The following is a 26098-nucleotide window of genomic DNA, read 5'->3' on the forward strand; positions in this document are numbered from 1 at the left end:
CCTAAAGTATAGAGAGCTAATCTATTGCGTCTGAGAACGTTTCGCGGGCCTGTGTCAAAAGCGTTTTGACAAAGGTTCACCTACTCTCGGACACAATCTCGCATGCTTAAAACTTTAAAATCACTTTGCGCCACACTCGCCATTTCATTTGCGAGTGCGGCATATGCGGATGAAGTACTTCTTACGGTCTCGGGCGATGTCGGTTTCAAAGGAAACAAGAACACTTGGATATTCGACAGGAAAGCCCTTGAGGCATTGCCCAGTAAGTCAATCGATACCACAACGATCTGGACAGAGGGTACGCAGAGCTTTGAAGGAGTTTCCCTTGATGTGCTTCTGGACCATGTCCAGGCAGAGCAGGGGATCATACGAGCGGTGGCTTTGAATGACTACGCCGTCACCATTCCCACCAGTGATGCAACAGATGGTGGTCCGATCGTTGCCTACTTGCGCGATGGCAAGGCGATGTCAGTACGCGACAAAGGACCTTTGTGGATAATTTACCCTTACGATGCTAACGAGGCCTATCAGTCCGAAGAAATTTATGCCCGCAGCATTTGGCAACTCAATCGATTGGAAGTCGTTGCACAGTAAGTACCGAGGAGAAGGCCATCGACACTAAAGCGCCTTTCATGAGCATGAAGAGATGGCCCATTTTTGCCTTTGTAGGCTTGCTGGTTGTGAGTCTGGCTATCGTGCTTTCCCTTGGGCGCGAGGTGAAATCAGATCTCGACGCGCTCTCGACCGCAAAAACAGACAACGTCAGCTGGTTGATGTCTCAGCTCGAAGTCGAGCTGCTTAGGTTCGAAGTCTCGGTCATTGACGCTTCATCACGTTCCAATGGTGACTTGTCCGCTGTACGCAACCGTTTCGATATCTTTTATAGCCGAGCGGATACGCTGTTTAATAGCGAGCTGTTTTCATTTCTGCGAGGGGGTGCCGCCGCGCAACCAGCCTTGCAAGCCACTGAAGACTTCTTATCCAGGCTGACACCATTGATTGATGGGCCGGATGACCAGCTGCGCGCGGCACTTCCTGATCTGCGGGCGCAGATTCAAACACTGCGACCTGAAGTACGCGAGCTTGCGCTGGGCGGTATTCAGGGATTTGCGCAGGAAAATGCAACTCGACGTGCTGAGTTGGCCAGCACACTAACTCGAATGGCATCATTGCTTGTTGTACTTTTCGTTGCACTGCTTTTAGCTTTTGCAGTTCTCATCAAACTATTCCGGCAAGGGCAGTTGTTTGCTCGGCAAAGCCAGTCGGCTCGCAACCGATTTGAAGCGGCCATTACTTCGTCACTGGATGCGGTGTTGGTGGTCGATACTTCTGGAAGAATTCTTGAATTCAACGGCGCCGCCGAAGATGTCTTTGGGTACAGTCAGGCCGAGGCAATCGGTGCCGATATGGCTGAACTTATCGTTCCAGAACACCTGCGCGCCCTGCACCGAAAAGGCATGACGCGATTTCTCGAGACCGGCGAGCAAAAGGTAATCGGCGCTGGGCGTGTCAGGTTAGAGGGTCTGCGCAAATCGCAGGAAACTTTTCCAGTGGAGCTTTCCATATCGCTCGCCGAAACGGATGGAGAGCAAGTCTTTGTCTCATTCCTTCGTGATATAACTGAGGAACTCAAAGCCGAGGAAGACTTACGTACTGCAAGAGACAAGGCGCGGGAAAGCGAACAGGCCAAATCCGATCTGTTGACAGTGATGAGCCATGAAATGCGTACTCCTTTGAACGGAATACTCGGTTCTGCGGCATTGATTGATCAGAGCAATCTGACGGACAGACAAAAGCGGTATCTTCGTTCTATTGAAGTGTCGGGTAAGTTGCTGCTGTCTCATGTGACTGATGTTTTGGATTTTTCCAGACTGGGTTCAGGCAATGCCTTGCGTGACAGATCAAGCTTTGACGTGATGGAGGTTGTCCACGAGGTAGCCGACAGCCTGTCGGCGAACGCAGATGCGCGTGCCAACGACCTGAAGGTCGATGTTCTCTCTGAAGAACTTATCGACGTTCTTGGATACAGGACTGCGCTGCAGCAATGCTTGGTGAACCTGTTAGGTAACGCAATCGAATTTACGCGGGACGGATCAGTCACGATCGAAGTCGAAAGGCTTCAGCATGACGATCTGGTTGAGTTTCGGATTGCAGATACCGGGGTCGGGATATCACCTGACTATCTGGACGTTATCTTCGACGAATTTGTCACGATCGATACCGCCTTTGCACGTGAGACGAGCGGAACGGGATTAGGGCTCGCTATTACCAAAAGACTGGTCGAAGCGATGGGTGGCGACATCACGGCGGATAGTGTGCTTGGAGAAGGCAGCCTGTTTACAATGCGACTGCCTCTGCCAACCTCAAGAACTGATGTCACAAGCGAACTGGATTCCACAGACGTGCCACAGGCAGAGCTTTATCAGGGTTTGAAAGCGCTGGTGGTAGACGACAATGAAATCAATCGAATGATCTTGACCGATATGCTTGAAGATCTTGGCTTTTCGGTTGCTGAGGCTGAAAGTGGTTACGCCGCCTTAGAACGTCTTGGATCCGAGCGATTTGATGTACTTTTGTTGGATATCAGCATGCCCGGTATCGATGGTATCGAAACACTCGGAAAAGTTCGCGAACTGAATATCGATAGGGGCAATTTGCCAGCGATAGCAGTTACGGCTCATGCAGCGCCAAAAGACCACGAAGTCATACGAGCAGCAGAATTTCAGGGGCTGTTAGTTAAGCCGGTTTCATTGGCGGCGCTGCAATCAGAATTAGCGAGGGTCTTAAAGGCCAACGGAACCGTTATCAAAGACCCTGAGAATGACTTTAAAGCCCGATTTGGGGACGATAAGTATCGTGAAGCCTGCGAAGAGTTGAACAGTGAACTTGTTGAACTCATTGAGGATATCAAGTCTTCCGATGAGCTAAGCAGAGCGCTTAAACAAAAGGCGCATAAGCTTTGTGGTTCTGCTGCGATACTCGATAAAAACGATCTTTGGTCCAAGCTCAATGACATTCAAAATTGCTCATCTCAGGGATGGGGCGACGAGAAAAATACACTCTTGAGGGATTTGCAGTACGTAGCCAAACTTTGCCTATGAAAAACAGGCTGGGGTTTTGAGAGATTTAGAAATGATTGGCGCCGAATAGGTAACCAAAACCGGAATAGATATTATCAGGAAGCGCAACAAGGCTACTGTTTCTCACGTCCTCGCCAATGGCCGGCCTGGTCTCAGTCAGGGCGCGATGACTTTGCTCATCAGGTGATATGTTGCAGCTTTGGGAGCTGAAACCTGCCTCGTTCAGTTTGTTCGTGATCAAGAGATGAAAGACATATTGGTCTGACCTTCTCCGCTCCATGCTAGCCATACACGCTGGCTGCAAATCGGTTGTCTTTTGCCAGTTGTGCAGCTTCGAGACGCCTCAACTCTTCCAGAGCCCGGCTTTGATCCCCGGTCCGCGCAAGCGCAGTGTTGTAGGCGCGCAGGACTGAGCGTGGCCGCCAGGGCAAGGCCGCTTGCGAAACCCAAGCGCGCAAAATTGGCGGAAGACTGTCAAATTCGCGCATTGGGTTCTCGCTGCGCCGTCGTTTTCGGATTTTCGTCTGGCCAAGATTGCGGCTCATCAGTCGGCCTCATTCAGGTTAAATGTCGGTTCGAGCGCGTCGATCCAACACGGGAAATTCGAAGACTGTTGGCGTCGCCATATTGTGGTCGCGCATTCGGGCCATCTGGTGTCAGGGACAGATGTCCCCCATGTTCCAATCGGCTGCACGCTCGATAAAGCGCCGGCGAGGGAAAACTTGGCGACCCACTCAGGCCGCACAGCAACCCAGAAATGCCCTTTCGCGCGGATCACACCAGGATGATTGCCGTGCAGCAGAGCTAGAATGGTCTTGCTATCGACCACGGAATGGTTTGTCTCGCTGCGGTTACACAGGAAATCATGGCTGGAATAATCTTTGAGCAGGGTTACCGCTTTCACGACGGCGACGCGCTGTTTAGGGCGTGGTTTAGCAGGGTGGCTTTACCGACGCCAAGAAAGCCGGACAGGATGGTGACGAGAAGTCGGGTATCAGTCATGGCCTAGAAACACTTCTTCTTTTTTCCGGGTTTTGGGTTGATGCGCCCGCAGCATGTCGAGGCTGCGTTGCAATTCCGGGCGGGTCAGATCGCGCGCGATGACCACGATGCGAGAGCGGCGGTCGTCTCCGATCCAGTTCTTCAAAGGGACCGGCGGGTCGAAAATGTGTTGGACGCCGTGAAAGACAAACGGCACGTCGATACCCTCGAGAAACACGATCCCTTTGACACGCAGGATGTCTGGGCCCTTGAGGGCGATCAGCGTGTCCAGCCAGTAATCAAAGGCTGAATCCTTGATGGGAGTGTCCAGAACGATCGAAGCAGAACTGATCCGGGTATCATGAGGTGTCGGTGCAAACGACACCGGCTTGGGTTTGGATAAACCCGAAAGGTTTGCGAGCGGGTCAACCTTTGGTTCAGGCGCCGATGTTGTCCATGCAATCGCATCTTCTTGACGCACACCCTTGCGCAGGCCGCTCAATCCCCACAATTGCTTCGGATCGAACTGCCCAGCGACCGGCCGTTCGATCCGAGCTGTAGGGTTCAACCCGTTCAGCCGCTTGGAAAAGGCATCTGCGACCTTGGCAGTTACCAGATCTGTTTTGCTGAGCAGGATCAGATCGGCCATCGCGACCTGTGAGACGGCTTCGAACTGTGCATCCAAGGTTTTGGACCCGTTGGCCGCATCGACGACTGTTACCAATCCGTCCATGCGAGTTGTGCGTGCCAATTCGGGGTCGATCAAAAGTGTCTGCAGAATTGGGGCAGGGTCGGCAAGCCCGGTGGTTTCTATGATGATCCGCTCAAATCTAAGAAAGCCGTCGTCACGCCGTTCGATCAGATCCGCAATTGTCCCTGCCAAATCTCCTCGAATTGAACAGCACAGACACCCGGATTGCATCAGGATGATTTCATCCTCGACAGACTCGATCAGATCGTGGTCCAGCCCGGCTTCACCAAACTCATTCACGATTACTGCGACTTTTCCGGAAGATGTCTCTGCCAACACCGCGTTCAGCAAGGTGGTTTTCCCAGCGCCAAGAAAGCCAGTCAGAACGGTGACAGGTATTCGCCGGTCCTTGTTGGGTTCAGCACCATATGCTGCTTGCGAAATCACTGCTCTCTCCTTGTTTAAATACGTGATAACATCACAAAATGAAAGTTCAAGCGGAGCAAGACATTATCGTGGTTTTGGCGGGAATGTGTCGACAGAGAGTTAACTAAAGCGCTCTGTCCTAATGCATCAGGGGTAACACGATCACCTACAACATGCGCACCAATACTCCGTGTCGCCCCTGACGTTGTTAAGCCCGGCCAATGTTTAAGCACCGACCGGGCTGGAGGTTAAAGACATTCCGACAGTGTTTTGGCCATGTTGCGGATAACTTGAGGATACAGCGCCGCTCCCGGTTCCAGATCAGATCCCAGCGGATCAATGACGCCGGTTTTGGCTTCGGTTCCATCCAGAACGGTTGCGACGATGCCCGGATTGAACTGCGGTTCGGTCATAACGCAATCAATGCCTTCGTCTTTGATACGCGCCTGAATCTCGGCAATGCGAGCCGGGCTTGGGTCAGTTGCGTCACCGATCGAGATGGCACCCGAGGCCGGGAAGTCGAACGCATCTTCGAAATACTGGTAAGCGTCATGGAAGACGATAAAGCTGCCGCCACGGACAGGTTCAAGCGTTTCGGCCACTTCGGCAGACAGCGCAGCCATTTCTTCACGCGCAGTTGCAGCGTTCGCAAAATAGGCGCCTGCATTGTCGGGATCAGCTGACGAAAGCTGTGCTGCGATCAGGTTTAACCAGGTTTCAGCGTTTGCCGGAGAAAGCCAGGCGTGGGGGTCGTGTTCGCCGTGTGCGTGCCCTTCATGATCGTCATGCCCTTCGTGGTCGGCATGCTCTTCATGATCATGGTCGTCGCCTTCCGCATGATCTTTGTGATCATGGTCGTGACCTTCATCTTCGGCATGTTCCTCGTGATCGTGGTCATCATCTTCCCCATGCGCTTCGTGATCGTGCTCGCCCTCTTCTGCATGCTCGTCACCATGGTCGTGATCATCATGACCCTTGTCTTCAGCATGTTCATCATGCCTATGATCATCTTCTTCTCCGTGGTCATGGGCCTCAAACAATGCACCCTCACGGAAATCGAGAAGAACTGTGCCGTCGGACTCCAATAAAGTCGTGACGGTTGCGCCATCTGCAAGGGTGTCTATCGCACCCTCCATCCACGGCGTCAGGTCCTCACCAATCCAGAATACCAGATTGGCCTCTTGCAATGCCGAAGCTTCAGAAGGACGCAGGTTATACTCATGCGGAGATGCGCCGGGTGGTACAATAAGATCAGGTGTTCCAACCCCCTCCATAACCCGTGCTACCAGCGAATGGACTGGTGCGATATCGACCGCTACATTCGGAACATCCGCCATAGCCGTCCCACCCATGAGAACAGCCGTGATCGATAGTGGGAGAAGCTTTCTGGACATCAGAACCTCTATGTGATTTTATAACGTTACGAGCGGCATACATGATATGGAATAACATGACAAGCGAAACGCACCCTGTTCCGGTCGACGAAACGGCCACGGTTGGATTCCAGAAACACGACCACGAGAGTTGTGTTGAGACCGCCTTGTCGACGGCGGAAGCGCGGTGCAAAGAAGAGGGGCTACGCCTAACCCCTGTTCGACGGAAAGTTCTGGAGTTGCTGTTGCAGGAGCATCGGGCGCTTGGTGCCTATGCCATTCTTGATCGCCTGCGCGAGGAGGGGTTCGGATCTCAACCGCCGGTGGCTTATCGGGCGCTCGATTTCCTTGTGCAAAATGGGTTCGTTCACAAGATCGAACGGTTGAATGCGTTTGTCGCCTGCTCGCACCCTGGTGCTGCCCATTCGCCAGCCTTCATGATCTGCAGAAAATGCGATGCCGTGGCCGAGGCGCATTCCGCGCCGGCCAAAGGAGTTTTGGGCGCGGCTGCACGCGCGGCGGGTTTCGAGATTGAGCGAACGGTTGTAGAAGCCGAGGGAATCTGTCCGGACTGCACCAAAAAGGCGTAGAGATGACCCTTATCACCGTTGAAAATCTCGGCGTACGCTATGGTGCCAATAATGTTCTGCGCCATGTGGACATGCGCATCGAGCCCGGAGAGATCGTCACAATTGTAGGTCCAAACGGGTCAGGTAAGACCAGCCTGTTGCGGGCCATTATCGGCGCAACCAAGCCATCTGCGGGGAAGGTGTCTCTGAGGCCGGGCCTGAAAATCGGCTATGTACCTCAAAAACTGCATATTGATCCGACTTTGCCGATATCTGTCGAACGGTTCATGCGTCTGACCGACCGCGTTTCCGGAAAACAATGCGAGGATGCTCTTGAATCCGCAGGGGTGCCGCACCTTCTGAAACGCCAGATGTCACGATTGTCCGGCGGGCAATTCCAGCGCGTATTGCTGGCCCGTGCATTGATCAATCGGCCAGATGTTTTGCTTCTGGACGAAGCGACCCAGGGGCTCGACCAACCGGGATCGGCGGCATTTTATCGCCAGATTGAGGATGTGCGACGCGAAACCGGCTGTGCAATTCTGATGATCAGTCATGAGTTGCACGTGGTCATGAGTGCTTCAGACAGGGTGATCTGCCTGAATGGTCATGTGTGCTGCGAAGGATCTCCGGCTGTTGTCGCGTCAGCCCCGGAATACCGGGCCCTGTTTGGAACAGGAACAGGCGGCGCGCTGGCCCTTTACCGTCACGATCATGACCACAATCACGACCACTGTGAAAACTCTCAGGAAGCAGCAGAATAATGCTTGATGATTTTATGACGCGCGCAACACTCGCGGGTGTTGGTGTTGCATTTGCAGCAGCTCCGCTTGGCTGCTTCGTCGTCTGGCGACGGATGGCCTATTTTGGAGATGCCACAGCACATGCTGCGATCCTCGGTGTTGCGCTGTCTCTGACGTTTCAGATGTCGGTCTTTACCGGGGCATTGGCGGTTGCGCTTGTCATGGCGCTGACGGTAACGCTGTTGGCTGGCCGGGGGTATGCGATGGACACATTGCTGGGGGTTTTGGCGCATTCCGCGCTTGCCTTCGGTCTTGTTGCTGTCTCGTTTCTGTCAGGTGTTCGTATTGACCTTATGGCGTATCTCTTTGGCGATATCCTTGCGGTCTCTCGCTCGGATCTTATCGTGATCTGGGGTGGCGCCGCGCTGGTCGTGGCGCTGATCGCATGGCGGTGGTCCCAACTGTTGACAGCGACGCTGAATGAAGAACTGGCATATGCCAGCGACTTTGATCCCAAACGCGAGCAGTTGATCCTGACCTTGGCCCTGGCAGTAACCGTTGCGGTAGCGATCAAAGTCGTTGGGGTCTTGTTGATTGCAGCAATGCTAATCATTCCCGCCGCAGCCGCACGCAATTTGGCACGTTCACCAGAAACGATGGCTTTGATTGCAGCGGCGATCGGTGCGTTTTCCGCCGTAGCAGGGCTGCGCGCAGCCTATGTTTTTGACACACCGGCCGGTCCTTCAATCGTCTGCGTGGCCGCAATTTTGTTTGCGTGCTTCAGCCTCGCCGGGTGGCACGCCCAGCGCAGAGATTAGGAACCTCAATCTCGAATTAGAGGAAAACGAGATGACTGGCCTGGCAATTGACGCGGGGTGGATCAAGGCTGTCCGTAAGGCGTGCAAGGCTGGACGTTACAAGCTTGTGAAGATCGGTCGAAAAGGCACCCGTACCAACAGCTTCCGCCCGCTGGCCTGCTCTTCTGCAGCTCTGGGTTTGTCTGGATGTATGTTTCGGGGCCTGCGCCCCGCCTACTCTCACCATCTTGGTCAGGAAGAAGGTCATGAGCATGGACCCGGCTGCGGACATTAGGCTGTACCTCATGGGGGTCACACCTGCTATTTGGTTGATGGTCAGCTGCAGCACCCGCATGATACCCATTGCGACGACCACGGTCCGCTGGAAGTAGTTGTATAGAGTACGCTCAAAGCTTGCCCATTACTCGCCACCCACCTTCCACGTCGATGAAGATGAATTGGAAAGGTGCGGGAACAATCTGAACCTCGTTAGTGTTTCTGAATGTAACCGTGTAGTGCCCCTCAGTAATTTTGGTCCCAAGGGTGCGATCCGCGTGATAGAGTCAACTGTCGACCCGGCAGGTCAAACCCAAGTTCGCCGGTAATATCTAACAATCCGCGCATCTATCACGGACGTTTCAAAAAACTCGTACTGCATAGTGGGCACATGGACTGCGTATTTTGGGATAGAGTGAAAACAAGGCTTCAATATCATTTGAGCAATATGTTTCGATCCAACCAAAGATCATTGTGGGCTTCGGATAAGCAATTGGCGGCCCCAGCGTATAAACCCGGATCGTCTATTTACGCGGCATCGTAACTTTTTGCAGCCTTGAGTGTCCTTTTCCCGGAGATGGACTTCCCGCCTCAAACTAAAATCGAAAAATGTGAGAGAGATAAGATTGTGAACGTCGTGTCGCTCTTACAGGTTGCGAAACAATACTGATCATGATTGTTATGAAATAACATATTATAGATAAGGATGTCCAAGTGGACAAAATTTCATTCTCCCCCCGCCATTCGGTTGAGGAAGTAGAAGAGGGCACGGCGTTATCGCCCAAGTTCGGCGCTGATGGGCTTATGCCCTGTATCACCACCGATGCCGAAAGCGGTGAAGTTTTGATGTTGGGCTGGATGAACGCCGATGCTCTGCGGCTGACTCTAGAAACTGGTGAGGCACATTATTTCAGTCGTGCTCGTCAGGTGCTTTGGCACAAAGGCGCAACATCTGGGCTCATTCAACGGGTCGTGGAAGCGCGCATTGATGACGATCAGGATGCCATCTGGCTCCGCGTGTCGGTCGCTGGATCTGGCGCATCTTGTCACGTGGGTTATCGGTCCTGTTTCTATCGGGCCATTCCGACAGAGGGCGATGCGGGCACATCGCTGGTTTTCACGGAAGACAGGAAGACATTTGGCCCCCCAGCGGTCTACGGGGATGCGCCAAATCCGACGCAGCTGTGAGCTTGGCAGGTCAGATCAAAGGAAGGGCGGCCACGCTTTGGCATGTCCAACGTGTAAAGAAACTGGTTCGAGAATGGATCGAGGTTGGACCGCTTTCTCTGATTACCGTTGTTGAAGTGGAATGTGATGACCCTAATTGCCCTGGACCCGCCACTCACATCACCATTCTGAAGCCTGGCGGAATCCGTTGGAGCTTCGTTGTTCACAAACCAGTTTGCGCAGTCAAAGTTGCAGACGTTAAGTCAATTCTGGCCGCTTTAAATCAAGTTTCGGGTAGTACGCAATAGTAACCTCAGCACGCAATCGCTAGTCAACTTCGAAGACAGATCCCATGGGGAAATCAGGAGGCAATCGCTTTAAGCTAGGGCGAACCGTTGTGACTCTTAGCGGATGGCAAGAACCCAATTCGTGCTAGCTGGTTTTGGGTCTGTACCTTTGGTGTGCGTGGCACCTGCAAGGTTAAGAAGGCCGCTGGAGAGGCTCCCACGGTTCACAATTGCGGTTCTCAGAAGCCGATATCAAGGCGGGTAACTTTCTGACCAGTTGTTCGAACCCTATCAGCAAGGTCGAAGTTGAGGTTTCTCTGACTGGTATCATGTTCGAAACCGCAGTTTGGCTGACACCAGCTGCGGTTTCGATGCGTTGACTATGTCCGCCGCAGAACGCGGGCCAGATCGGGCCGCCGGAAGTCCGGCCCTTTCAGTACTTTGCCGTCCTCGCGGAGTACGGGCCGTCCATCGGCTCCGAGTTTGGACATGTTTGAGGCATGAACCTCATCCATCGCTTCCTGCTTGAAGCCGTGCAGGCCAAACTCGAGAAACGTTCCGTCAAGCACGTATTGAATGTCGCAAAGCGCATCCAGAACTTCAATCAGATCACCAGCCTCGACTGCAGTACGCAGCTCGGCCACTTCCTCTTCGAGGATCGCGAGCCGCATCTGCGCGCGCTCATTGGGAATCGACGGGGCGTCAACGACCGGTACGTCGAACGCCTCGTGCCATTCCTTGACGATTGCTAACGTGTCTTTCGGCATCAGAAGTCCCAATCCTCGTCTTCAGTGGCGACAGCCTTGCCAATGACATAAGACGAGCCTGAGCCCGAAAAGAAGTCGTGGTTTTCACTGTCGGGGCTAAGTGCCGCCAGAATGGCCGGGTTCACTTCGGAGACTTCGGGCGGGAACAGGGCTTCGAAACCCAGGTTCTGCAACGCCTTGTTGGCATTGTAATGCAGGAACACTTTCACATCCTCGGTCAGGCCGATCTCGTCATACAGCTCTTCGGTGTACTGGTTTTCGATGCCGTAGAGTTCGAACATCAGACCAAAGCCATAGTCCTTCAGTTCCTGCTGTTCCGTCTCGGACAGCTTCTCATACCCGCGCTGGAACTTATACCCGATGTAATAACCATGAACCGCCTCATCCCGGATAATCAGCCGGATCAGGTCGGCGGTGTTGGTCAGCTTGGCGCGACTAGACCAATACATTGGAAGGTAGAAGCCGGAATAGAACAGGAAGCTTTCCAGAAACACCGACGCGATCTTGCGTTTCAAAGGATCGTTTCCGGGCGCGTAGGTGTTCAGGATTGCCTCGGCCTTGGCCCGCAGATGCGGGTTTTCTTCGGACCAGCGGAAGGCCTCGTCGATCTCCTTGGTCGAACACAATGTTGAGAAGATCGAGGAATAGCTGCGCGCATGCACCGCCTCCATGAAGGCGATGTTGGTCAGCACGGCCTCTTCGTGGGGCGTCACGGCATCTGGCATCAAGGCAGGGGCGCCGACCGTGTTCTGGATCGTGTCCAGCAGGGTCAGACCGGTGAAGACGCGGATGGTCAGCTGCTTTTCGTGGTCCGTCAGCGTCGCCCAGCTTTGGATATCGTTGGACAGCGGCACCTTTTCCGGCAGCCAGAAATTGACCGTCAGGCGGTTCCAGACTTCAAGGTCCTTGTCATCCTCCAGCCGGTTCCAATTGATGGCGCGGGGGATTTTGGTTTGGATCATATCTTTCATATCGTTTCCCCTTACAGCGAGCAGGATACGCAGCCCTGCACCTCGGTCCCTTCAAGGGCCTCCTGGCGCAGACGCACGTAGTAGATGGTTTTGATGCCCTTCTTCCACGCGTAGATCTGGGCGCGGTTGATATCGCGGGTCGTGGCCTCGGACGGGAAGAACAGCGTCAGCGACAGGCCCTGATCCACATGTTCGGTGGCCGCCGCGTAGGTGTCGATCAGCGCCTCTGGGCCGATCTCATAGGCATCGCGGTAGTATTCGAGGTTGTCGTTATCCATGAAAGCCGCTGGATAATAGACACGGCCGATCTTGCCCTCTTTGCGGATTTCGATCTTGGACACGATCGGGTGGATCGACGAGGTCGAGTTGTTGATATAGCTGATCGACCCGGTTGGCGGTACGGCCTGAAGGTTGCGGTTATACAGCCCGTGTTTCATCGCGTCCGCCTTCAGCGCCGCCCAATCGTCACGCGTGGGCAGAGTCATTCCATCGAACAGAGCCTTCACCCGATCACTTTCGGGCAGCCAGTCACGGGTTGTATATTTGTCAAAGAATGCGCCTGAGGCATAGCCAGAGTCTTCGAACCCTTTGAACGACGTCTTGCGTTCCTGCGCCAGTTCGCAGGAGGTGCGGATCGCGTGATAGGCCGTGGCCGCGAAGTACACCGATGTGAACTCAACACCTTCGGCCGAGCCATAGTGGATATGTTCCCGCGCCAGAAATCCGTGCAGGTTCATCTGGCCCAGACCGATCGCGTGGCTTTCATCGTTGCCCCGACGCACCGACGGCACCGAGTCGATTGCCGACATTTCGGACACCGCCGTCAGCGCGCGGATCGCAGCGCCAACAGTGCGTCCCAGATCGCCGCCATCCATTGTCTTGGCAATGTTCAGCGAGCCGAGGTTGCAGGAGATATCCGTGCCCAGATGCGAATAGCTGAGGTCATCGTTGAATTCGGATGCTTCATTGACCTGCAAAATCTCGGAACACAGGTTCGACATGTTGATCCTGCCCGCGATGGGGTTCATCCGGTTCACCGTGTCTTCGAACATCACGTATGGATAACCGGATTCGAACTGAATCTCGGCAATGGTCTGGAAGAATTCCCGCGCGTTGACTTTGGATTTACGGATTCGCTTGTCATCGACCATCTCGTGATACTTCTCGGTCACCGAGATTTCCGAGAGCGGCACGCCATAGACCTTTTCCACGTCATGGGGCGAGAACAGGTACATATCGGCGTTCTTCTTCGCCAGTTCGAAAGTGATGTCAGGGATCACCACGCCAAGGCTCAGCGTCTTGATGCGGATTTTCTCGTCCGCGTTTTCGCGCTTGGTGTCGAGGAACCGCATGATGTCCGGGTGGTGCGCGTTCAGATAGACTGCACCCGCGCCTTGCCGCGCACCCAGTTGGTTGGCGTAGGAGAAGCTGTCTTCCAGCAGTTTCATTACCGGGATCACGCCGGAGGACTGGTTCTCAATTCCTTTGATCGGTGCGCCGTGCTCGCGGATGTTGGTCAGCAGCAGCGCCACACCTCCGCCGCGCTTGGACAGTTGCAGGGCCGAGTTGATGCCGCGCCCGATGCTCTCCATGTTGTCTTCCAACCGCAGTAGGAAGCACGAGATCAACTCACCGCGTGAAGCTTTGCCTGCGTTCAGGAAGGTCGGCGTGGCAGGCTGGAACCGGCCATCGAGGATTTCCTCCATGAAGGACATCGCCAGCGCCTCATCCCCACGCGCCAGTGCCAGCGCGGTCATGACAACGCGATCCTCATAGCGCTCAAGATAGCGCTGTCCGTCGCGGGTTTTCAGCGTATACGAGGTATAATACTTGAACGCGCCCAGAAAGGTCGGGAAACGGAACTTCTTGGCATAAGCCGCATCCCAGATCTTGCGCATGAAGTTCTTGGAATACTGGTCCAGCACGGCCTCTTCATAGTAGCCTTCGGACACCAGGTATCCCAGCTTTTCATCCAACGAATGGAAGAACACGGTGTTCTGGTTCACGTTCTGAAGGAAGTATTGCCGAGCGGCCATGCGGTCAGCGTCAAAGCGGATCTTCCCCTCACCATCATAGAGGTTCAGCATCGCGTTCAGCGCGTGATAGTCCTGCTCGTTTATGCTGCTGTCGAGCATTGGTGTCTCCCTAGTTTTTCCAGCCCGGCGCGGACGCGGGCGATGTCGGTCTCTGTTCCGGCCAGCTCAAACGTGTAGAGCAGCGGTACGTTGCATTTCTGGGCGATAATGCGACCGGCCAAAGCGTAGGTCGCACCGAAATTGCGGTTGCCTGTGCCGATCACCCCAACGATCCCGGCGCGTCTGTCCGGTTCGTTCAGAAACCGGATCACCTGTTTCGGAACCGCCCCACGTCCTTCGCCATCGGCATAGGTGGGGCTGATCAGCACATAGGCGTGTCCGGGGTCAGGCAGCGGGTCCATTCCATTCGGAATGCGGAAAGAGGTCAGGCCCAGCCGCGAAACAAAGCGGTGGGTGTTTCCGGATTTCGATGAGAAGTAGACCAGCGCCGGGATCGGCGCTGCCATGGATCAGGCCAGTTGGGCGATCATGTCGGGGCGGAAGCCCGACCAGTGGTCACTGCCGGCCACAACGACTGGTGCCTGGCGATAACCCAGCTCGGTCACATGGGTCATGGCGCTGTCGTCCTGCGTCAGGTCCACGACATCATAATTGATGCCTTTTGCATCCAACGCTCGGGTGGTCGCGGTGCATTGTACGCAGGCGGGTTTGGAATATACGGTAATGCTCATTTATCCTCTGTCCTTTTAATCAAAGCCGAGGACGCCATGGGCAAACAGGCCCGTCAAACGCCCCCGAACCCTCCGTTCGTGGTTATCATTCGAGCTTGCGGCAGGTCTCCTGGCTCGCGGATCATCGTTCGGTCTGGCCTTCCCAAAAGCGTGCTTTCAGTGGCGTGTTCAGCCGAACTCTCCGCTCACAGTTGCGGGGGCAGCGCCGGTTTTTCACCGGTTTCCCTCTTAGCTTTCGACAGGAATCGAAAGAACCGAAGCAACACTATATTGGGTTTCACCAGGGCAAGTTGTCAATATATAGAGTGAAGTGTAGCGAACTTCTTTGTCCGCTCGTGCAGGTTCTGGCAAAATACCAGCGATCAGCCAGCACGTACTCTTGTCGAATCAACTTTGCTTGTGTTTTTTCGCCGTGATGGTTCCTTGAGGTGATTGCCGCAAGGATAAAAGGGAATTCGGTGCGGACGTTTGTCCAAATCCGAAACTGCCCCCGCAACTGTAAGCGGTGAGCAACCCGTCAGAGCCACTGGATCGCCCAAGATCCGGGAAGGGACGGCAAGCTTTGATCCGCAAGTCAGGAGACCTGCCATCATCAGGATGTAACCAACCGGGCGGAGGGCCCGAGGAGGATGAGATGATGGATATCTTCGGGCCAGTGCATTGTGCCGACCTGCCTCCTGTTTCGGGGCAGAGATGGACGCATTTATCTATTTGATTTCGGCAAATTACGTCAGCCAATCCCGGTTCCGCCACCTTGCAAACGCTCTGATTGAGGCCGCGCCTACAGAAGCCCGTGCTGTCAGGTTGGAGGCATCCGGTGATGGGCTTTGGCATGCTCTAGATGATCTCACGGAGCAGGGAGCCAAGCGCATCGAGTTGCGTCCAATTGGTTTGCCGTTTTCCCAGAGCCTCGAAAACTGGTTGCCAAATGCGGCAGCAAGCTGGTTGCACAGGCGGGCAAAAACCGCACCTGAGCTGTTCTTCGCCAAACCGCTGCAAATGGATTCAGACGTCATTCGGGCTGCCGCAAATGCAGATGTTCTGCTGAAACCGATTAGGCCGAAACCTTCCGGTGAGCTCGGCAAAGGGTGGGACAGCCCTCCTGCCTTTCGCCACCATCTATTCGTCTGTGCAGGCCCGCGATGTCACCTGAAAGACGCCCCCAATCTGGTGGATGCGCTTAAAAAAGAACTCGGCCATGCAGGTAAAAGCTCTGAATGTCTGGTGACCACAACCGGCTGCCTGTTTCCCTGCAATGCGGGGCCAGTGATCGTCCACTATCCACACGGCGATTGGTATCGCGTGGAGAACCTAGACGACATCCGGACCTTTGTTTCTCAGGCGCTTTGCGCTGGAACCACTCCTCGATCACTGCTTATTCATCAAATAGGAGATACACATGAACCTGCATAAATTCATCGTGCCGCTTGGATTTGTCGCGGCTACAGCCCAGGCCGATCCGGTCACCGTACAAAGCTGCGGGATCGATTACACCTTCGACAAGGCGCCAACGCGGGCGATTACCCTGAACCAGCAAGCGACCGAAGTGATGCTGGCGCTTGGGCTTGAAGGTTCGATGGTTGGTACCGCTTATCTGGACGATGAAATGCCAGCCCAGTGGAAAGCGGCGTTTGAGTCCGTCCCGGTCCTGGCCGAGAAATACCCGGCCGCAGAGGTGGTGCTGGCCAATGAGCCGGATTTTCTGTTCGCGGGTTTTGGGTCCGCATTTTCCGAAGACAACCTTGGATCAGCGCAGAAATGGCATGATCTGGCTATCGGTACCTACCTGGTTGACGCATCCTGCAAGGAAGCGCATCCGAAGGATGTACCTTTGACCATCGAGCCGATCCTGAACGACATCGAAAAGATCGGGCAGATTTTTGATGTTGAAGATCGCGCGGGCAAGCTGATCGCTGAGACCCGTGCGCGTATCGAGGCGGTTCAGACTGACCCGGAAGGGGCTGGCCGTACGGCGTTTATCTACGACAGTGGCGATGAGACACCTTACTCGATCGGTTGCTGCGGAGGGCCTGCTTTGGTCGCAAGAACCGCCGGGCTGAAAAGCATCAGTGACGATGTCGAAGGCACTTGGGTCGATCTGGCATGGGAACGCGTGGTCGAGGCTGACCCCGATGTGATCCTGTTGATCGAAGCGGGCTGGTCTTCGGCGGGCGAAAAGCGTGCCTACATGGAAAGCGATCCGGTTTTGTCCGAGTTGACTGCTGTTAAAGAGGGTCGCTTCGTCACTGTTCCGTTCTCTGAAACCCTTCTCGGGATGCGTTTTGCCGATGGTGTTGAGAACCTGAACGCCCAACTGGCGGAACTCGAGTAAATGCAATCCCGGTTCCTTGTCCTGTTTCCCACGGCGATGGTCGTAATGGTGCTTGTCGCCATTGCGGGCATTCTGTGGGGGACAGCCGACATAAGCTGGTCGGATCGTGTAGCCATTCTGATGCGCAATGAGGATGCCCCGCGGGGGCTGTCCCTGATTGTGTGGCAGTGGCGCATCCCGCGCGTATTGGCAGTCGGACTGATCGGGGCCGGGCTCGCCCTTGCCGGGGCGTTGATGCAAACAGCCCTGCGAAACCCGATGGCGGACCCATACCTGATGGGTCTGTCATCCGGTGCCTCTGCGGCAGCGGTCGCGGCGATCATCTGGTTGCCGTCCGAAGTGACCGAAACCGTCGGTGTCCCCCTGATCGCGTTTTCAGGTGCAGCGCTGGCGTTTCTGATGACGCTTGGACTGTCTCAGCAACGTGGGCGTCAGCTTGATCCGCTGATTGTTATTCTGGCGGGCGTCGCTGTCTCGTTGATGTTCCAGTCGGTGACGGCCTTTTTCCTCTATATTGGGGATCCACATGTTACCCGTAACGCCTTGGGTTGGCTCATGGGCACAGCGGCGGGCACAGAGTGGCGAGAGTTGCCCTTGCTCGCGCTGGCACTTGTGGTTATTGCTGGCATGTTCTTGATGCGCGCGAATGCTCTGGACGCGACCTTGTTGGGGGAGGAGCGGGCTCAGGCACTGGGAATTCGCACAGAGCGCCTGCGTGTCATGATATTCGTGGCAACGGTTGTGTTGACCGGGTTGGCGGTTTCCGTCGCCGGCATCGTCGGCTTTATCGGCCTGATTGTCCCGCATATGGCACGGCTGCTGGTAGGTGCGCGGCACAGGGTTCTTCTACCCCTGTCGATGGTGCTGGGGGCGATTGTTTTGATTGCGGTTGACCTTCTATGTAGAACCCTACTGGCGCCGGAGGAACTGCCGCTTGGTGTGCTCTTGGCCCTGTTTGCGGCACCGCCTTTCATCCTGATACTGAGAGGTTTGCGCCGTGCAGTCTGATCCCGCACTCGATATCCGCAACTTGTCGGTGGATGTCGGAGGCAAGCCATATGTTCAAGGTGTTTCTCTGGCCGTCCCCAGGGGCGAGGTGCATTGCTTGCTTGGTCCTAACGGGGCGGGTAAGACCACTGTTCTTCGTACGATCTACCGCGCTGAGCGCCCTGCAGCAGGTGAAATCGCTGCAGATGGTCGCGATATTGAAGACTATGCCTATAACGAGTGGGCGCGGAAATGCGGTGCGTTGGTGCAAAGCTCTGGTTTGCTGGCCGGGTTGACCCCATCGGATATCGTTGAAATTGGTCTGTCCGCTCTTGGCCTGGACGGAGTTGATCTGGTTCTACGCAGAGATGAAGCACTTAAGCTGGTGGGGCTAATCCAAAAGCGGAACCAGCCTGCCGATCGCCTGTCAGGCGGAGAACTTCAGCGGTGTTACTTTGCTCAGTTGCTGGCCTGTGACCCAGAAATCTACATTCTGGATGAGCCAACCAACCATCTTGATCTCCACTACCAATTGGTGCTGTTGAACGAGGTCAAACGGCGAGGCCGGACGGTTCTTATGACCCTGCATGATCTGAATTTAGTGGCACGATATTGCGATCAGGTACATTTGTTGAGCAGCGGACGGATCGTCGATCATGGAAAACCGGCAGATGTCCTGTCACGCCAGAACCTGATGGAGCATTTTCTAGTCGACGCACATCTCAACATGCAGTCTTTGGTGATCAATGGTCCGGTGATGAGGTAGTTGTTAGTTTGCTCATCATTGAAGCAGATCAGATTGTATCAGAAAGGTCCCGATTTTGATATGAAGGTTTGTCTTGATGAGAGGTGGGGCAGCGGGGCGTGAAACACAAACTGCTTCATCGGGATCGGAACGAGACCGGCTCGGCGTGACGAAAAAGTTGCCCATTGCTGTCGGTTCAAATGAATTTCGTGCGCGCGTACGATGCTGTCATCGTGTTGATTTAAAGATGGAGATTATCCACTTCCTAAGCGCCTGTTAGGAAACTGGTCCCAAATCTCACTCAAGTAAGAGGGCACCGCTTAGGTCAAAGTGTTTGGGGAACATTGCCTGCAGAAATCGAAAAACAATTCTCATTGCCTCGGTGCGATCAAATGAATCCGGGTGGAGCAGATAATCGGTCCACATGCCTTCCAACATGGCGAGTGTGCCGTGGGTTGCATCCCGTGCAACCTGATTGGCATGTTCGATGTCGGCTTCTTTCGCAATTCGCGCGAATGCATTGAAGACCAGATTCCGAAGCTTTGCATCGCGTGTATCTGAAAAGGCTGCTATCGCTGCTCTGTTTCGGGCTTCCCCGCGAAATGCGTACCAAATTGAAACGTTCTTCTTGTTGAGGATGGCTTCACTCAAGTCTCCTCTGACAATCATCTCAATGTGTTCTTGGCCAGTTTGTCCGGTTGTTTCCAGCAGGGCATATATACCGTTGTAATACTGCTCGGACGAGTGCCGGGCAGCCTCATCAACAAGGTTATCCTTGCCGCCAAAATGTAGGTGGATCATGCCGCGGGACAGGTCGGCGCGTTGAATAATTTCGCTGACCGACGTCTCGGAGATTCCTTTTTCCGCAACTGAGTCGAGCACGGCCTCGATAAGAGTAAGGCGATTTCGTTCGCGTATCTGTTGGCGTTTTCCAGTCATTTCTTCCGGTGGTCTTGTTTGTTTTCAGCCTCTTGCAGCGCGTTCTAGCGTCTCTTGGCAGTTTGGCCAGTGCCGCTTGTGAAAATATCAGTTGACACAGCTTGCCTGAAAATTCCAGATTTAAATGGACGATTGTCCATTTTGTGATCGAGATCACCGCGCCACCGAAAGTTAAGTCAGCAGGGAAGCATGGCTGGAGTCATAAGAAGTGAGACGGGCAAAGGCCTTGCACTAAGCGCGCCTGCGACGCTTTACGTCGGCTTGCTGGTTGCCGTCCCGCTTTGCATTCTGGTTGCCTATAGTTTTTGGACGCAAAACTACGTCGAAATTGATCGCACGCTGACCTGGGCAAATTATCAGGAAGCATTTACCGATCCGCTGGTACGCCATCTGATGATCCGTTCAATAGTCATTGCGGGTGCTGTGACGCTTGCAACGGTTTGTTTGGCGTATCCTATCGCCTATTTCATAGCGTTCAGGACGCAGAAGAAAACGCTGTGGCTTTTGCTGATCACCATTCCGTTCTGGAGCAGCTATCTACTGCGCGTATTCAGCTGGAAACTGATCCTCGGCTTTAATGGTGTGATGAATTCGGCCCTGATTTCTCTGGGCCTGATTCAGGAACCACTGACTTTTCTTCTGTATAATGAATTTGCCGTGGTTCTCACCCTAGCACATGCATGGGCGCCGTTCGCGATCCTGCCAATTTACGTTTCTTTACAAAAGATTGACCGGAGCCTGCTGGAAGCGGCCACTGATCTGGGTTGCAGTAAATTGGAGCGGTTTGTCCGCGTGACGCTGCCTTTGACCGTGCCGGGGATCATTGCGGCATGTTTGATAATCTTCATACCCACGGTTGGGGACTACGTCACTCCGGCTCTGGTCGGTGGCTCACAAGGCAAGATGGTCGCGAACCTGATTCAGGTGCAGTTCGGCGCGGCGAACGACTGGCCACTTGGTGCAACTCTTTCACTTCTGGCGATGTTGTCTGTGGGCAGTGTGGCAATCCTTTTTGTGGTCATCGTCACGGCACTGGGCAGGAGGATCAGATGACCAAAGTTATCAGGATTCCCTGGCTTCTTGTTTATGCTGTCGCGTATTTGGTGTTCCTCTATCTGCCAGTGCTGTTACTGCCGCTGTTTTCGTTCAACGATGGAACTATTGTGGCCTTCCCTCTCAAGGGGTTCACGTTGAAGTGGTACGCGCAACTTGGACAGCAGGATACGCTGCTGCAGGCGATGGTAAACTCGCTGATCGTCGGCAGTGTCACAGCTGTAATGGCAACTTCGCTGGGTCTGTTCGCAGCGCGTGCCTATGTCCGGTATCGCTTCAAAGGACGGGAAGTGTCTGAAGGATTGGTCATGCTTCCGCTGGTCATTCCCGGCATCATTGTCGCCAGTTCAATGCTGGTTCTGTTCATCAGCATTGGACTGAAGCCCTCTCTGACCACCGTGATACTAGGCCATGTATTTGTGGCCTTGCCCTTCGCTGTATCGATCATGAAATCCGCTTTTGATGATTTCGACCAGTCGTTGGAAGAGGCCGCCTTTGACCTTGGCGAAAGCGTTGTGGGTACGTTTCGGAGGGTCACACTGCCCATTGTCGCGCCCGGCATAATCGCAAGCCTTCTGGTTACGTTCACAGTATCGTTTGACGAATTCGTTTTGGCCTTCTTCCTGTCCGGAAACAGCCCAACGCTGCCGGTCTATATCTGGAGCCAAATCCGCTTCCCGGCAAAACTGCCCAACACGCTGGCACTGGGGTCTCTGCTTCTGATGTCCTCGGTCCTGCTGCTGTTGATTGCCGAGTATTTCCGCCGCCGTTCCACCCAATCCTCGGATTGAAGCCAAAGGAAATGAACAAGATGAGCGAACAGAACATCATCGAAATTCAGGGTGTTGAAAAACGCTTTGGGTCCTTTGTGGCTGTGTCCGACCTGAATCTGAGCTTGAAAGAGGGTGAGTTTTTTTCGCTGCTTGGGCCCTCGGGTTGCGGCAAGACTACGGCCCTCCGTATCATCGCGGGGTTTCAGGATCACGAAGAAGGGGAGATCCGAATTGATGGGCGCATAATGGGCGAGGTGCCTGCCAACAAACGCCCCACCAATATGGTGTTTCAAAGTTACGCGATCTTTCCGCATCTGAATGTTGGCGACAATGTCGGGTTCGGTTTGCGTAAAACAAAGCTCTCGCGCAAGGAAATCAAGGAGCGCGTTGCCGAAGCGCTTGAGATGGTCGAGCTTGGAGGCTTGCAGGACCGCAAGGCCAATGAGTTGTCGGGCGGTCAGCGTCAGCGCGTGGCGCTCGCTCGTGCGTTGGTTATGCGGCCGAAAGTGCTGCTGTTGGATGAGCCTCTTTCCGCGCTGGACAAGAACTTGCGCGAAGCCATGCAGCTGGAAATGCGCCGTCTGCAGCAAAAGCTTGGAATTACTTTCGTCATGGTCACGCATGACCAATACGAGGCGATGACCATGTCCGATCGCATCGGTGTCATGTTTGCTGGGCAACTCAAGCAGGTCGACAAGCCCGAGGTTCTGTATTCCCAGCCATGCAACCGGGAGGTGGCGTCTTTCATAGGCGGAATGAACTTTCTGGATGCCGAAGTAACAGCTGAGAATTCTGAATCGCTGGAGGTAACTGTTCAGGGGTTCGGGCAGATGACGATTGGGGTGAATCCAAACGTTCAGATGCATGACAAGGAGCTTCTTGTCGGCGTTCGGCCCGAACAATTGGAGATCAGCGCAGAAAAACCGGAAGGCTACGACGCTTATGTTCAAGGCGAGGTATCGGACGTCGCCTTCTATGGTGAGAGCGTCCACTATTATGTGCGCATCGACGGATTGCCCGAAAGCATCGCCGTCGCAGTGCCGAACTACTTTCACACAGTCGATCACAGCCGGGGCGATACCGTCTGGCTTGGCGTTCAAAGCGCCTCGGTGATCGATTTGGGCAAACGTGAATCTTTGGGAGGAGACAAATGAATAAAACAGCATCACTTACGGCAGCAGTGGTTGCCACCTTTACGGCCAGCCAGGCTTTGGCCAACGCAGCTGATCTGACCGTTTTTGACTGGTCGGGATATGAGGATCAGGGCTTTTACGGCGACTATGTCGAAAAGTACGGCGGCCCGCCCAGCTACACTTATTTCGGCAGCGTAGAAGAAGCGTTCACCAAGCTTCAGTCCGGGTTTGAAGCCGATTTGGCCCACCCCTGCACGGACGCCCTCAGGAAATGGGTGGCGGCAGACATGATCAAGCCGATCGACACCAGTAAGCTGGAGAATTGGGACAAGCTGATGCCCAAGATCAAAGAGGTCGATGGCATCACAATCGACGGGCAGACCTACATGGTGCCTTTCGAATGGGGCAACACCGGCCTTATCTATCGCACCGATATGATCTCGGCTGACGATGTATCGCTGCAGTTGCTGATGGATCCAACCTATCAGGGCAAGGTTGCTATTCCGGACGCCGCCTCCAGCGCGTTTGCCATGGCCGCACTGGCGACCGGTGCTTCCAGCTATACCGATATGAGCGATGAAGAATTCCAGAAAGCCGCAGACTACCTACGCGCGATTCATCCAAATGTGCGCTTTTATTGGTCTGACGCAGGCCAGCTGGATCAGGCAATTGCCAGTGGAGAAGTGACACTCGGTTGGGGCTGGAACCAATCGGAGCTGAACCTGATCTGGAACGAAACCCCCGCGGTTATGATGCGTGATGTGGACAAGGGCATCGCCACCTGGGTTTGCGGTTATGTGCATCTGAAATCTGCCAAACAGTCGGATGAACAGGTCTATGACATGCTGAACGCACTGAGTTCGGCTGCCAGCGGCAAGTACATCATCGAAAGCTGGGGATACGCCCACGCCAATGAGGACGCGTTTGCGCAGGCCGATCCGGCACTGATCGAAACCTATGGGTTTTCAGACGTGGACAGCTTCTTTGAAGGAAGCCTCTTCTTTGACGCGGTAAACCCCGAGCTGGAAGCCAAGATGCTGAAAGAGTTCGAGCGTATTAAAGCGGGCTTCTAAGGGCACCTTAATGACACAACCGGGAATGGTGGGAACGCAGAGTTTCTTCCATTCCCTCGAAACGATTTCCGACTTTCTGGAGGATGCGCGGCAATGTCAGGCGCTGACGGATACTCTGTTCTCTTCGAACCGGTTCAGGTCGGGCCAGTGACGGCGCGAAACCGGTTCTATCAGGTTCCCCACTGCAACGGTTTGGGGCATTTACGACCTCAGGCCGAAGCGGCCATGCGGGCGATGAAGGCCGAAGGCGGTTGGGCTGTTGTGTCCAATCAAGAGACGGAGATTCACCCTACGTCTGACCTGTCCCCTTATGCTGAAAACCGGATCTGGGATGAGCGGGATGTTCCGGCGCTGCGTCTGATGACCGAAGCAGTACACGAGAAAGGGTCATTGGCGGCGATTGAACTGGCGCATAATGGTCATCATGCCCAAAACCACCTGAGCCGCGCACCTTTGCTGGCCCCGTCTGAGCTCGCCCTGCAAACTGCGTACCCCAAGCAGGCCCGTGCCATGGATAAGGCAGACATTCGCGAGTTCCGTAAGTGGCACCGCGCGGCCGCCCGACGTTCGCACGAAGCTGGCTTTGATATTGTTTATGTCTATGCCGGCCATCACATGACCCTGCCGCACCACTTTCTGCTGCCGCAGTTCAATGACCGGACGGATGAATACGGCGGCTCGTTAGAGAACCGAGTGCGGCTAACACGAGAACTTCTGGAAGAGACCAAAGAAGAGGTTGGGGACGATTGCGCCATAGCCCTTCGGTTTGCAGTTGATGAAATGCTCGGGTCCGATGGGATGCAGGCGCAGGAAGAAGGTCGTGCTGTTGTCGAACTGCTGGCAGAACTGCCAGATCTCTGGGATGTAAACGTCGCGGATTGGAGCAATGACTCCGCAACGACCCGCTTTGAACCTCGAGACGGATTTCAAACCTCATACATCGAATTCGTCAAACAGGTGACTTCCAAGCCAGTGGTGGGCGTCGGGCGCCTTACCTCTCCGGATTTGATGGTGTCATTGGTCAAGAAAGGCATTCTTGATTTTATCGGCGCGGCGCGACCATCCATTGCTGACCCGTTTCTTCCCAACAAAATCAAGGAAGGTCGCATCGAAGAAATCCGCGAGTGCATCGGCTGCAATATCTGCGTTTCATCCGACTCTCTCGGCGTCCCCATCCGGTGTACCCAAAACCCGACGATGGGCGAAGAGTGGCGCCGGAAATGGCATCCTGAGATCATAGAAAGAAGGGGGAAAGAGGAAACTGCGCTTGTTGTTGGCAGTGGTCCCGCGGGGCTTGAATGCGCCATGCAACTGGCGCGCCGGGGATATGAGGTAACTCTGGCGGAAACTAAGCAAGAGCTTGGCGGGCGTGTGTTGCAAGAATCCAGCCTGACCGGGCTATTCGCGTGGAAACGCGTGATAGACCATAGGGTTTATGACCTTCAACAACGCGGGAACGTGCAGCTATTCACCGACAGTCGTTTGTCAGCAAACGAGGTTGTCGAGCTGGGCATTCCGAATGTGTTTGTGGCAACTGGTGCATCGTGGCGGCGAGATGGCCGCGGGAAGTCTGCGTTTCAGGGCATATCAGTTGGTTCCGGGTCTCAGATTTTTACTCCGGATGACATCATGTCAGGGGTAATGCCGGAGGGCGGTCCAATTTTGATCTATGATGATGATCAGGCCTACCTCGGTGGCGTATTGGCGGATCATTTGGCCCAGGCTGGACGTGAGGTCGTCTTTGTTACCCCAGCCTCATTGGTTTCGCCGTTTACTGAACTGACGTTGGAACAAGCCAGAGTACAACGTAGCCTGCTGCAAAAAGGCGTTCGACTGGTTCTGTCTCATACTTTGGACCGAGTGACGCCGAGTCAGGCGACTTTGCAATGTGTCTACACAGGACGAGAACAGACCAAAGGATGCGGTTCTGTGGTCTTAGTGACGCAGCGCGCGCGCGAAACCACCCTTTACGATGAGCTGCGAAGCTTGGCTAACAGCCCGCTGACTACGTTGGAATTGATCGGAGATGCCGCAAACCCCGGCTTGATCGCGGACGCTGTATATTCGGGTCACATGGCTGCCCGGAATTTCGAACGCGATGCGGGCGATATCGACCGCGAATTTTTCCGCCGGGAACTCGTTTCCCTTGAACCTGTGTGAGGTGCGCT

General features: G+C 54.5%; 27 protein-coding genes, 1 pseudogene and 2 riboswitches. Of the genes and pseudogenes, 17 read left to right on the top strand and 11 right to left on the bottom strand.

What is annotated here, in order from left to right; translation table 11 throughout:
• Positions 1-102: 102 nt before the first annotated feature.
• Both ACR0CW_RS10710 and ACR0CW_RS10715 read left to right on the top strand, forming a co-directional pair.
• Entirely contained in the window at positions 103-594 is a 492-nt protein-coding gene (locus ACR0CW_RS10710) for a putative pterin-binding protein (protein WP_480787765.1), read from the top strand.
• A complete protein-coding gene (locus ACR0CW_RS10715) occupies positions 558-3101 on the top strand; it encodes a hybrid sensor histidine kinase/response regulator (RefSeq protein ID WP_480787766.1) in 2544 nt (847 codons plus the stop codon). The genes ACR0CW_RS10710 and ACR0CW_RS10715 overlap by 37 nt, the downstream gene beginning before the upstream one ends.
• A gap of 260 nt (positions 3102-3361) precedes the next feature.
• On the opposite strand, the gene ACR0CW_RS10720 is transcribed toward ACR0CW_RS10715, so the two are convergent.
• The 5 genes and pseudogenes from ACR0CW_RS10720 to ACR0CW_RS10740 form a co-directional block, all read right to left on the bottom strand.
• A complete protein-coding gene (locus ACR0CW_RS10720) occupies positions 3362-3625 on the bottom strand; it encodes a DUF6525 family protein (RefSeq protein WP_155150333.1) in 264 nt (87 codons plus the stop codon).
• 98 nt (positions 3626-3723) lie between these two features.
• A pseudogene (locus tag ACR0CW_RS10725) lies at positions 3724-3903 on the bottom strand (GTP-binding protein); the annotation flags it as partial.
• Positions 3904-3980: 77 nt separating this feature from the next.
• Positions 3981-4082, bottom strand: coding sequence for a GTP-binding protein (locus tag ACR0CW_RS10730; RefSeq protein ID WP_480787767.1), 102 nt, complete (start codon positions 4080-4082; stop codon positions 3981-3983).
• Complete coding sequence (locus ACR0CW_RS10735) at positions 4075-5199, bottom strand: CobW family GTP-binding protein (protein ID WP_480787768.1); 1125 nt, start codon at positions 5197-5199, stop codon at positions 4075-4077. The genes ACR0CW_RS10730 and ACR0CW_RS10735 overlap by 8 nt, the downstream gene beginning before the upstream one ends.
• A gap of 227 nt (positions 5200-5426) precedes the next feature.
• On the bottom strand, positions 5427-6572 hold the full coding sequence (locus ACR0CW_RS10740; protein ID WP_480787769.1) for a zinc ABC transporter substrate-binding protein: 1146 nt from the start codon (positions 6570-6572) through the stop codon (positions 5427-5429).
• 56 nt (positions 6573-6628) lie between these two features.
• Here ACR0CW_RS10740 and ACR0CW_RS10745 point away from each other — a divergent pair, with 56 nt between their 5' ends.
• The 6 genes from ACR0CW_RS10745 (at position 6629) to ACR0CW_RS10770 (ending at position 10770) form a co-directional block, all read left to right on the top strand.
• On the top strand, positions 6629-7141 hold the full coding sequence (locus ACR0CW_RS10745) for a Fur family transcriptional regulator (protein ID WP_155150338.1): 513 nt from the start codon (positions 6629-6631) through the stop codon (positions 7139-7141).
• A gap of 2 nt (positions 7142-7143) precedes the next feature.
• Positions 7144-7884, top strand: a complete 741-nt coding sequence (locus ACR0CW_RS10750) for a metal ABC transporter ATP-binding protein (RefSeq protein WP_480787770.1) — start codon at positions 7144-7146, stop codon at positions 7882-7884.
• Positions 7884-8681, top strand: coding sequence for a metal ABC transporter permease (locus ACR0CW_RS10755; RefSeq protein ID WP_480787771.1), 798 nt, complete (start codon positions 7884-7886; stop codon positions 8679-8681). The genes ACR0CW_RS10750 and ACR0CW_RS10755 overlap by 1 nt, the downstream gene beginning before the upstream one ends.
• A gap of 31 nt (positions 8682-8712) precedes the next feature.
• Positions 8713-8955: a hypothetical protein gene (locus tag ACR0CW_RS10760; protein WP_480787772.1), complete on the top strand. Its 243-nt coding sequence runs from the start codon at positions 8713-8715 to the stop codon at positions 8953-8955.
• A 695-nt stretch (positions 8956-9650) separates the two neighbouring features.
• Entirely contained in the window at positions 9651-10124 is a 474-nt protein-coding gene (gene hisI / locus ACR0CW_RS10765) for a phosphoribosyl-AMP cyclohydrolase (protein WP_480787773.1), read from the top strand.
• Between the two features lie 496 nt (positions 10125-10620).
• Positions 10621-10770 carry a hypothetical protein gene (locus tag ACR0CW_RS10770; RefSeq protein WP_480787774.1) on the top strand — a complete coding sequence of 50 codons (150 nt, stop codon included), beginning with the start codon at positions 10621-10623 and terminating at the stop codon, positions 10768-10770.
• Here ACR0CW_RS10770 and ACR0CW_RS10775 read toward each other — a convergent pair whose 3' ends face one another.
• From ACR0CW_RS10775 to nrdH, 5 genes are read right to left on the bottom strand one after another with little or no spacing between them, the layout of a single operon-like run.
• On the bottom strand, positions 10771-11157 hold the full coding sequence (locus ACR0CW_RS10775; protein WP_480787775.1) for a pyrophosphohydrolase domain-containing protein: 387 nt from the start codon (positions 11155-11157) through the stop codon (positions 10771-10773).
• Positions 11157-12128 carry a class 1b ribonucleoside-diphosphate reductase subunit beta gene (gene nrdF, locus ACR0CW_RS10780; protein WP_480787776.1) on the bottom strand — a complete coding sequence of 324 codons (972 nt, stop codon included), beginning with the start codon at positions 12126-12128 and terminating at the stop codon, positions 11157-11159. The genes ACR0CW_RS10775 and nrdF overlap by 1 nt, the downstream gene beginning before the upstream one ends.
• A gap of 11 nt (positions 12129-12139) precedes the next feature.
• Positions 12140-14263, bottom strand: coding sequence for a class 1b ribonucleoside-diphosphate reductase subunit alpha (nrdE, locus tag ACR0CW_RS10785; RefSeq protein WP_480787777.1), 2124 nt, complete (start codon positions 14261-14263; stop codon positions 12140-12142).
• On the bottom strand, positions 14245-14658 hold the full coding sequence (gene nrdI / locus ACR0CW_RS10790; RefSeq protein ID WP_480787805.1) for a class Ib ribonucleoside-diphosphate reductase assembly flavoprotein NrdI: 414 nt from the start codon (positions 14656-14658) through the stop codon (positions 14245-14247). Before nrdI ends, nrdE begins: the two co-directional genes overlap by 19 nt.
• A 15-nt stretch (positions 14659-14673) precedes the next feature.
• The gene (gene nrdH, locus ACR0CW_RS10795; RefSeq protein ID WP_480787778.1) at positions 14674-14895 is read right to left on the bottom strand and encodes a glutaredoxin-like protein NrdH; all 222 of its coding nucleotides are present in this window, start codon (positions 14893-14895) and stop codon (positions 14674-14676) included.
• An 82-nt stretch (positions 14896-14977) separates the two neighbouring features.
• A riboswitch (cobalamin riboswitch) is annotated at positions 14978-15169 on the bottom strand.
• 125 nt (positions 15170-15294) lie between these two features.
• Positions 15295-15500: riboswitch (cobalamin riboswitch) on the top strand.
• Positions 15501-15588: 88 nt separating this feature from the next.
• On the opposite strand from nrdH, the gene ACR0CW_RS10800 reads away from it, so the two are divergent.
• The 4 genes from ACR0CW_RS10800 to ACR0CW_RS10815 are packed head-to-tail and all read left to right on the top strand — an operon-like array spanning position 15589 to position 18980.
• The gene (locus tag ACR0CW_RS10800; protein ID WP_480787779.1) at positions 15589-16308 is read left to right on the top strand and encodes a (2Fe-2S) ferredoxin domain-containing protein; all 720 of its coding nucleotides are present in this window, start codon (positions 15589-15591) and stop codon (positions 16306-16308) included.
• Positions 16295-17227, top strand: coding sequence for an ABC transporter substrate-binding protein (locus ACR0CW_RS10805; RefSeq protein ID WP_480787780.1), 933 nt, complete (start codon positions 16295-16297; stop codon positions 17225-17227). Before ACR0CW_RS10800 ends, ACR0CW_RS10805 begins: the two co-directional genes overlap by 14 nt.
• Positions 17228-18235, top strand: a complete 1008-nt coding sequence (locus tag ACR0CW_RS10810; RefSeq protein WP_480787781.1) for a FecCD family ABC transporter permease — start codon at positions 17228-17230, stop codon at positions 18233-18235. It begins immediately after the preceding gene.
• On the top strand, positions 18225-18980 hold the full coding sequence (locus tag ACR0CW_RS10815; protein ID WP_480787782.1) for an ABC transporter ATP-binding protein: 756 nt from the start codon (positions 18225-18227) through the stop codon (positions 18978-18980). The genes ACR0CW_RS10810 and ACR0CW_RS10815 overlap by 11 nt, the downstream gene beginning before the upstream one ends.
• Positions 18981-19256: 276 nt before the next feature.
• On the opposite strand, the gene ACR0CW_RS10820 is transcribed toward ACR0CW_RS10815, so the two are convergent.
• Positions 19257-19898 carry a TetR family transcriptional regulator C-terminal domain-containing protein gene (locus ACR0CW_RS10820; protein ID WP_480787783.1) on the bottom strand — a complete coding sequence of 214 codons (642 nt, stop codon included), beginning with the start codon at positions 19896-19898 and terminating at the stop codon, positions 19257-19259.
• A 189-nt stretch (positions 19899-20087) separates the two neighbouring features.
• Between ACR0CW_RS10820 and ACR0CW_RS10825 the strand changes: the two genes are divergently transcribed.
• The 5 genes from ACR0CW_RS10825 (at position 20088) to ACR0CW_RS10845 (ending at position 26090) form a co-directional block, all read left to right on the top strand.
• Positions 20088-20951 carry an ABC transporter permease gene (locus ACR0CW_RS10825; protein WP_480787784.1) on the top strand — a complete coding sequence of 288 codons (864 nt, stop codon included), beginning with the start codon at positions 20088-20090 and terminating at the stop codon, positions 20949-20951.
• On the top strand, positions 20948-21742 hold the full coding sequence (locus tag ACR0CW_RS10830) for an ABC transporter permease (RefSeq protein ID WP_155150364.1): 795 nt from the start codon (positions 20948-20950) through the stop codon (positions 21740-21742). Before ACR0CW_RS10825 ends, ACR0CW_RS10830 begins: the two co-directional genes overlap by 4 nt.
• Before the next feature lie 20 nt (positions 21743-21762).
• The gene (locus ACR0CW_RS10835) at positions 21763-22878 is read left to right on the top strand and encodes an ABC transporter ATP-binding protein (RefSeq protein WP_480787806.1); all 1116 of its coding nucleotides are present in this window, start codon (positions 21763-21765) and stop codon (positions 22876-22878) included.
• Entirely contained in the window at positions 22875-23930 is a 1056-nt protein-coding gene (locus ACR0CW_RS10840) for an ABC transporter substrate-binding protein (protein ID WP_480787785.1), read from the top strand. Before ACR0CW_RS10835 ends, ACR0CW_RS10840 begins: the two co-directional genes overlap by 4 nt.
• Before the next feature lie 93 nt (positions 23931-24023).
• The gene (locus ACR0CW_RS10845; RefSeq protein ID WP_480787786.1) at positions 24024-26090 is read left to right on the top strand and encodes an oxidoreductase; all 2067 of its coding nucleotides are present in this window, start codon (positions 24024-24026) and stop codon (positions 26088-26090) included.
• Positions 26091-26098 lie beyond the last annotated feature (8 nt).

The sequence above is a fragment of the Ruegeria sp. CH6 genome (assembly GCF_056537005.1).

What these genes read in the sequence shown, in the direction of transcription:
- ACR0CW_RS10825 (WP_480787784.1), top strand. Translation starts at nt 20,088, where the DNA reads ATGGCTGGAGTCATAAGAAGTGAGACGGGCAAAGGCCTTGCACTAAGC.
- ACR0CW_RS10730 (WP_480787767.1), bottom strand. Translation starts at nt 4,082, where the DNA reads ATGACTGATACCCGACTTCTCGTCACCATCCTGTCCGGCTTTCTTGGC.
- ACR0CW_RS10830 (WP_155150364.1), top strand. Translation starts at nt 20,948, where the DNA reads ATGACCAAAGTTATCAGGATTCCCTGGCTTCTTGTTTATGCTGTCGCG.
- nrdF (WP_480787776.1), bottom strand. Translation starts at nt 12,128, where the DNA reads ATGAAAGATATGATCCAAACCAAAATCCCCCGCGCCATCAATTGGAAC.
- nrdE (WP_480787777.1), bottom strand. Translation starts at nt 14,263, where the DNA reads ATGCTCGACAGCAGCATAAACGAGCAGGACTATCACGCGCTGAACGCG.
- ACR0CW_RS10750 (WP_480787770.1), top strand. Translation starts at nt 7,144, where the DNA reads ATGACCCTTATCACCGTTGAAAATCTCGGCGTACGCTATGGTGCCAAT.
- ACR0CW_RS10820 (WP_480787783.1), bottom strand. Translation starts at nt 19,898, where the DNA reads ATGACTGGAAAACGCCAACAGATACGCGAACGAAATCGCCTTACTCTT.
- ACR0CW_RS10710 (WP_480787765.1), top strand. Translation starts at nt 103, where the DNA reads ATGCTTAAAACTTTAAAATCACTTTGCGCCACACTCGCCATTTCATTT.
- ACR0CW_RS10760 (WP_480787772.1), top strand. Translation starts at nt 8,713, where the DNA reads ATGACTGGCCTGGCAATTGACGCGGGGTGGATCAAGGCTGTCCGTAAG.
- ACR0CW_RS10800 (WP_480787779.1), top strand. Translation starts at nt 15,589, where the DNA reads ATGGACGCATTTATCTATTTGATTTCGGCAAATTACGTCAGCCAATCC.
- ACR0CW_RS10740 (WP_480787769.1), bottom strand. Translation starts at nt 6,572, where the DNA reads ATGTCCAGAAAGCTTCTCCCACTATCGATCACGGCTGTTCTCATGGGT.
- ACR0CW_RS10835 (WP_480787806.1), top strand. Translation starts at nt 21,763, where the DNA reads ATGAGCGAACAGAACATCATCGAAATTCAGGGTGTTGAAAAACGCTTT.
- ACR0CW_RS10845 (WP_480787786.1), top strand. Translation starts at nt 24,024, where the DNA reads ATGTCAGGCGCTGACGGATACTCTGTTCTCTTCGAACCGGTTCAGGTC.
- ACR0CW_RS10745 (WP_155150338.1), top strand. Translation starts at nt 6,629, where the DNA reads ATGACAAGCGAAACGCACCCTGTTCCGGTCGACGAAACGGCCACGGTT.
- ACR0CW_RS10840 (WP_480787785.1), top strand. Translation starts at nt 22,875, where the DNA reads ATGAATAAAACAGCATCACTTACGGCAGCAGTGGTTGCCACCTTTACG.
- ACR0CW_RS10755 (WP_480787771.1), top strand. Translation starts at nt 7,884, where the DNA reads ATGCTTGATGATTTTATGACGCGCGCAACACTCGCGGGTGTTGGTGTT.
- ACR0CW_RS10775 (WP_480787775.1), bottom strand. Translation starts at nt 11,157, where the DNA reads ATGCCGAAAGACACGTTAGCAATCGTCAAGGAATGGCACGAGGCGTTC.
- ACR0CW_RS10805 (WP_480787780.1), top strand. Translation starts at nt 16,295, where the DNA reads ATGAACCTGCATAAATTCATCGTGCCGCTTGGATTTGTCGCGGCTACA.
- ACR0CW_RS10720 (WP_155150333.1), bottom strand. Translation starts at nt 3,625, where the DNA reads ATGAGCCGCAATCTTGGCCAGACGAAAATCCGAAAACGACGGCGCAGC.
- nrdH (WP_480787778.1), bottom strand. Translation starts at nt 14,895, where the DNA reads ATGAGCATTACCGTATATTCCAAACCCGCCTGCGTACAATGCACCGCG.
- ACR0CW_RS10810 (WP_480787781.1), top strand. Translation starts at nt 17,228, where the DNA reads ATGCAATCCCGGTTCCTTGTCCTGTTTCCCACGGCGATGGTCGTAATG.